Below are 6,844 nucleotides of genomic sequence, written 5' to 3'. Positions count from 1 at the left end.
ATCAATTTTCTCAATAGTTGAAACAGGAATTCGGTTAGTCGCTCGTATACACGAGGACAGAGAAGATAACGGGATGTAGAAAATGATTCAATTGATCATCCGTGCCGCGGTTGCAGAGAAATCAATTCTTAATCCCCGTTCTAAACGATTCATGCCGGTTATAGCAATTATTACGACCTGGAATGAGTCGGAAACCCTTAATTCAGCCTACATGACCGCCGTTCCTGATCTATCTTTTAGAAAAGTGTACCCATTTAAAGTAATTCGGGGGTTATCGGCTTTGAATCCGGTATGCCCAGGCGATTGACGTAGAAAGTCTGTTTTAACAGCACTGATCCTAAATGGCGAATGAAGCGAATCTCACGCATGACTCTGTTTGTGAAGCCGATCATCAACAAATGACGGCACAGAGCCGAGGTACGCGCCCACCAGTGCCAGCTCGCGCACAACGTCGTCGTCCCCCGCGTCCGCTCTCCATCATGGGAGGCACCTCTGCCCCGGACAACGCTTACTATCTATTTTTGTTGGTCAACATCACATTATTCCTTAGACCTGCGGAATTGATGCCGGCGATCGCAGATATTCCAATTTATGAAATGCTGATCTTGTCATCTTTCTTCCTTTCACTCGATCAGATTAAACACTCGCTGCAACTTCCAATGCTCAAACGCCAGCCGATTACTTTCTGTGTAATGGGCATACTGCTGGCAGTCGCTTTATCCCACGCTACCCACATGTATTTTTATGGAATTCATACTTCCACCATCTCCTTCTTAAAAATAGTCATGTATTACGTTCTGCTGGTTTCGATCATCGATTCAACACAACGATTGAAAGGGTTGTTAAAAACGGTCGCCATTGCCGCTTCATTGATGATCCTGCTGTGTGTGATCGATTATTCTGGCATTGTTGATTTCGAGTTCATCAAACATATCAGTGACCGAGACGGAGTTTCTGATGCCGGTGAAGAGGTACGCATCTTTCGTATGCGAGGTACCGGTATTTTCCAGGACCCGAACGACCTTTCGGTATTGATCGTCACGACGGGGATTCTCTGCCTGTTCTTTTTTAACGATCCTTCTGCCAGCCCACTACGATTCCTCTGGATCGTGAGCATGATCATTCTGGGAATCGGTCTGATCTACACCCGATCGCGGGGCGGCCTGTTGACACTGGGAATTGCGGGAATGGTCTTTGTATTACCCAAGTACGGCAAAAAAGCGGCCATCGCCTGCGCACTGGTCGGCATGGCAGGAATGACGGTGCTTGCCGGACGTCAAGGGGATATCGATTTGAATTCCGGAACCGGTCACGACCGGATTATGCTCTGGCGCGAAGGTTTGACTGCTTTAAAATCTCCCGATCTGTTTTTCGGAATTGGTCAGGGAACCTATTCCGATCTGGCTGGTCTGGCAGCTCATAACTCGTATGTGCATGCCTTTACCGAACTCGGAATCTTTGGCGGCACCCTGTTTATTGGCTGTTTCTTTTTCGCCGGATTGGGGCTGTATCGTCTGGCACGTTTCCAGAGTTCCAACAAAGGCAGGCCGATCTTCCGAAATCCGGAACTGGAACGCTACCTGCCTTATGCAGGGGCAATCCTGGCTGCCTGGTGTGGCGGAATGATGTCGCTATCCCGCTGTTATGTCGTTCCGACCTATATGATTGTCGGGGTCTCAGCAGCCTATCTGAATCTGGCAGGTGCCAGTCTGGCAAAACCGACTCCTGTGATCTATTGGAATAAACAGCATCTGATTCGCCTTGTCGGCGTCAGTCTCAGCTTGCTCATAGCACTCTTTATTATTGTACGAATTTTCGCAAATTAAACCTTAGCGAGAGAAATAAGACTGAAAGTCTGGAAATGAATCAACGTCGATCAATCAAAACAAATCTATTTGCTAACTGGCTCAATCATGGAGTGAGTCTGGTGATCGGCATTTTTCTCATGCCTTACGTATTGCATATCCTGGGTGATGCGCAATACGGAAGCTGGATTTTCATCAATGCCATCGCCGGCTATTCCGGTCTGCTCTATCTTGGATTCGGTCAAACCATCAGTCGTTATGTGGCACACTATCATGCCAAACAGGACTGGAATCGGCTGAACCACATCTCCAATGTCATTTTCGCCATCTATCTGGGAATGGGTGTCCTGGCGCTGATCACAGCGGGAGTCATCGCCTGGCTGGCCCCACACTTGAGTGACTGGGGAACCATTTCGCTATTTGAAATCAGACTCGTCATTCTCATTCTCGGACTGAACGTTTTCGTCGGACTGGCGGGCAGTGTATTCGGTGGTGTGTTGATGGGAATTCAACGCTTCGACATCGAACGCGGCGTCAATCTCACAGGAGGCATCCTGCGTTTAATCCTGACGGTCCTCTTCCTGAAAGCAGAATGGGGTTTACTCACGATTGCCGTGATCTTTTTCGTGGTCACCCTGATCGAGAATCTGGGACAGTGCTTTTTCGCGTTTCGACAGGTAAAAACATTTCGTATTGGTCCCAAGTACATGGATTGGACGATCCTCAAGGAATGTGGATCTTTCAGCGGATTTGCTTTTATCGACGCCATCGCCTGGACAATGATTGAAGCAACCGATTCGATTGTGATTGGGATCTTCTTCAGCCCGGCTGCAATCGTCCCCTACTATATCGCATTACGGCTGACCCAGTTCATCAATATGCCGATTTCTCAGATCGGTAAAGTATTCATGCCTCGTGCAGGGGAATTGCATGCGAATGAAGAGCACGAGGCGCTGCAAAAACTGGTTCTCAATGGGGTCTCGCTGTCGTTTTTACTGGTAACCGGATTTTTTATTGGTGTCTGTTTCTTTGGCAACACTCTGATCACAACCTGGATTGGGCCCGGATATCCACAAAGCCATTTGCTGTTAATGATTTTATTGGGAGCACGTATTGTGGCATTACCTGTCGTCACATTCCGTTCTGTCCTGTATGGCATGGGAAATGTCAAAATCCCCTCGTTGATTTACATGGGCGAGGCAATTGCCAATCTGATTCTGTCTTTGATTCTGATTCAATCGTTGGGGTTGATTGGTGTGGCATTAGGAACGGCAATTCCGATTCTGATTGCCGAACTGGGAATCATCCTGCCTTATGCCATGAAAAAGCTGAATATCTCCGCAGGCCAACTGCTGCGAACGGCTATCGGGCCGACTGTGACTCCCTTACTCGTGCTGTTGGGCTATTCCTATTACTTGCCGCAATTTATCGAAGTTCAGAATTCCTGGTTCACATTAGTGGGAGTCGCCGCGGGAGGCGGAGTCTTTCTGATTGGCACCTGGTTCATTATTGAAAAAGGAACCGTGCTTCTGCACCGTCCTGCACCAAAATCTCTGAATACATAATTTTTAGTGATTGATACTTATTTAAGACTATGAGTGATTTAATGACGACAATTTATTTTCAAAACCAACAATCGAATCCTCTCACAGGGGTGAGTTCCAATGACGTCAACGACCTATCGTTGACGATTAAAGTCTATGATCACAAGCAGACGGAATACTGCCTGCAGTTGTGGAAAACACTGGAAACGAAATTTGATAATATCCCCTTAATGTGTTCTCACATCTGGACATCGACGTGGATTGACCATTATCAGGATCTGATCCCCTGCTCTTTTGCTGTCGCTTACAAAGGAGATACTCCCTGTGGAATTTGTCTATTGACCGAAGGCGCTGATCAACACGACGGTCCATTATTAATCAAGACACGACATCTGGGGACAGCGGGAGAACCAGCGGCTGACAGCGTATGTGTCGAATACAATGCACTGCTGGTTCAACCGGAAGATCAACCTGCTTTCATTAACGCACTGCTGGACGCTCTTGCCAATAGCGAGGAATGGGATTCACTGCTGTTTGACGGTTTTGCCAGCGCAGAACTGGAATCGTGGGATCTCCCACAACAGGATACTTCAGAACGCAAAGTCGAAAGCCACTATTTCGATCTGAAACTGATTCGGGACGAAGAACGGGATGTGATTTCCGGTTTTGGATATTCCACACGGAAAAACTTACGCAAAAACATGAAGTCCTATGGCAACCTGACAACGGAGTGGGCGGAAAATCTCGAGCAGGCTGAATCGATCTTCGCAGATCTGATTTCACTGCACCAGATGCGCTGGCAAAAAGAGGGGTTACCCGGCTCATACGCGAGCAACCGCTTTACGAATTTTCATAAAACGCTCATTCAGAAACTGATTCCCACCGGCCAGATGGGACTGTTTCGCGTCAAAATCGAAGGACAGGTCATCGGCTGTGTGCAGGTTCTGATCGACCGCAATCGGGTGCTCTGCTATCAGGGTGGATCTGCCGAATATCAAGGTAAACTCAGCCCGGGTGTGATCGCTGACTACTTGTGTATCGAAGAATGCTTCAAACGGGGTTTCGATGCGTATGATTTCCTGGCAGGAAACAGCCATCACAAGCAGAAGATGAGTACACATCACACCTATTTGACATGGACTCAGATTCGACGTCCCCGCTGGAAATTCACGGCTTTAAACGCGTTACGAAAAATCAAACAAATGCTGACTCAGATAAAAAAAGCGAATCACGAATCAGAATCATGACTCGAACAACAACACACAGGTTAGCAATATTTAATTTCCTTTTGGACACTTTGCGATGAGTACTATTGAAGCTCTTGCTAACAGAAATACTTCCGTTCAAACCCTGACCGGTGGCAGGCGTTTGCGCGTTTGCCATCTGAGTCTCACGTTATGCACGGGAGGCTTGGAAAGGTTGCTGGTCGATTTTGCACGTTATCATAATCGGGAACAATTCGAACTGGAATTTATTGCGCTGGGTGAAACAGGACAACCCGCTGAAGAAATTCGAAAGTTAGGCTGTAACGTGATTGAATTTCCGTTGACCGCTCCCGGCAAGATTGCCCGCATCAGTCAACTGGCGAATTTTTTCAGCATGCGAAACTATGATCTCCTGCACACGCATAATGCATTCCCTCATTTTTATGGCAGTCTGGCAGCATATCGGGCAAAAATACCGGCCATCATTCATACTCGTCATGGAAGACGGTTTGGCAAGACTTTCAGCGAACGACTGCAATTTGCGATTGCCAGCCGCATCGCAAATCGCGTTGTGCCCGTTTCCGATGACACCGGAGAACGCTGTAAAAAAATCGGCAGGTTACCTGACAGAAAAATCACTCGTATCTGGAACGGCATCGATGTCGATCGCTTTATTTTTACAGGCCCTGCTGATGCGATGACGGCGATTACGGTTTCGAGACTGTCTCCCGAAAAAGACCTGATGACAATGCTCGAAGCGGTGAAAATCGTTGTGAATACGATTCCCCATTTCCGTTTGATGATTGTCGGAAACGGTCCTGAACGGGAACGACTCGAGCAGAAATCAGCCGCACTGCAATTAGAATCTCACTTACAGTTTTTGGGAGAACGCAACGACATCCCCCAGTTACTCAGCCAGGCAGGATTCTATGTTTCCTCCTCGCTGACGGAAGGGATTTCTCTCACGCTTCTGGAAGCCATGTCTGTAGGCCTGCCGGTTGTCACCACTTCCGTGGGAGGCAACCCTGAAATCGTACAAGAACCGAATACAGGTCTCCTGGTTCCTTCTGCCAATCCAGCGAAGTTAGCTGCAGCCATCATCCAGATGTGTGATCAGCAAGCCGACTGGCAACAAATGGGACAACAGGCCCGAGCCAGGGTCGAGCAGCACTTTAATATTCGATCCATGATCAAAGAGTATGAAAATCTTTATCTCGATGTTTTATTTCAGCCCTCAAAATGAAAAGCCATGAAAACCAAACTGAACACTGAACATCTCGATGTTCCGAACAATCAGCAATTTGAATCCTCTGAATTGCAACAACCTTGCAATGACGTGCGGATCGAATTTTTCCAATTGCAGAGCGCCCAATTGCAATCGGTCTCTGAATTGTATCAGAGTTGGATGCAACTGTTTCAAAATGATCAGAATTCCAATCTCGATCAGCACCCGGATCATGTGATTCGTTTAATTCCCATTTTCCAGGAATTGTACTCGCAATTTCCGGGACATCTGATGCAATGCCGCAGAGAAGGAAAGCTGGTTGCAGCAGGCATCCTGCTCCCTAAAACAGTAAAAACAAAAGCCCTCAAAGCACTGGGCCCCGCCCGATTACTTCAAGGGTACTATTTATGTGGAAACCGTTTTCTCTTAGAGCAGGATTATCAACAGGATGAAAATCTCCTGAAACATTTGCTGACATCGGCATTGTCATTTTGCGAGGATCAAAAGGCAGAATTCCTGTTGCTGGAAGATTTGCTCATCAATCAACCACTCAACAAAGCAATTCCCGGCTGCGAAAATCGTTTCTTAATTTATTCAAATACCGGATTACAAAACCGCAGTTTGATTCATTTTCCGGAAAACCCGGCAGATTACTGGAAACAATTTCGGCCAAAATCAAGAATCAAGCAGCGAAAACGTTTACGGCAAAATAGTGAAATGCGATTGATTCGCGTTACCGAGCCCGATCAGGTTGCCGATTTCCTGGAAGCAGCGCACCAGATATCACTGAATACCTGGCAAACACAGCGACTGGGGCTCAGAATTAAAAACGATGAAAAAGAACTCGAAGAAATGACATTTCTGGCACTCAACGGCTCGCTTCGTTCTTACTTACTGATGAAAGATGATCAACCAGTTGCCTTCAAAGTCGGTTATCAGCACAAAGGGGTCTATCGTGATCTGGAAATCGGGTTCGACCTGAATTATGCAAGCACTTCTCCCGGCGAAGCACTCTTGTTGCTGACACTGGATGACTTAATTAAACATGATACCCCGGACACTTAC

At 47.1% G+C, this 6,844-nt stretch carries 5 protein-coding genes; all 5 read left to right on the top strand.

Annotated elements, in window-relative coordinates; genetic code table 11:
* Nucleotides 1-431 precede the first annotated feature (431 nt).
* Entirely contained in the window at nt 432-1,826 is a 1,395-nt protein-coding gene (locus tag Q0294_RS05355) for an O-antigen ligase family protein (protein WP_299461663.1), read from the top strand.
* Nucleotides 1,827-1,861: 35 nt separating this feature from the next.
* Entirely contained in the window at nt 1,862-3,370 is a 1,509-nt protein-coding gene (locus Q0294_RS05350; RefSeq protein ID WP_299461661.1) for an oligosaccharide flippase family protein, read from the top strand.
* A 41-nt stretch (nt 3,371-3,411) separates the two neighbouring features.
* Complete coding sequence (locus Q0294_RS05345) at nt 3,412-4,596, top strand: GNAT family N-acetyltransferase (protein ID WP_299461659.1); 1,185 nt, start codon at nt 3,412-3,414, stop codon at nt 4,594-4,596.
* A 55-nt stretch (nt 4,597-4,651) separates the two neighbouring features.
* The gene (locus tag Q0294_RS05340) at nt 4,652-5,797 is read left to right on the top strand and encodes a glycosyltransferase (protein ID WP_299461657.1); all 1,146 of its coding nucleotides are present in this window, start codon (nt 4,652-4,654) and stop codon (nt 5,795-5,797) included.
* Nucleotides 5,798-5,959: 162 nt separating this feature from the next.
* On the top strand, nt 5,960-6,844 hold an 885-nt coding region (locus tag Q0294_RS05335; protein WP_299461655.1), incomplete at its 3' end, for a GNAT family N-acetyltransferase.

The sequence above is a fragment of the uncultured Gimesia sp. genome (genome assembly GCF_937919775.1).
Lineage (GTDB): Bacteria > Planctomycetota > Planctomycetia > Planctomycetales > Planctomycetaceae > Gimesia.
Note: the sequence above shows the minus strand (reverse complement) of the source record. Positions and strands in the feature narration are given on the sequence as shown.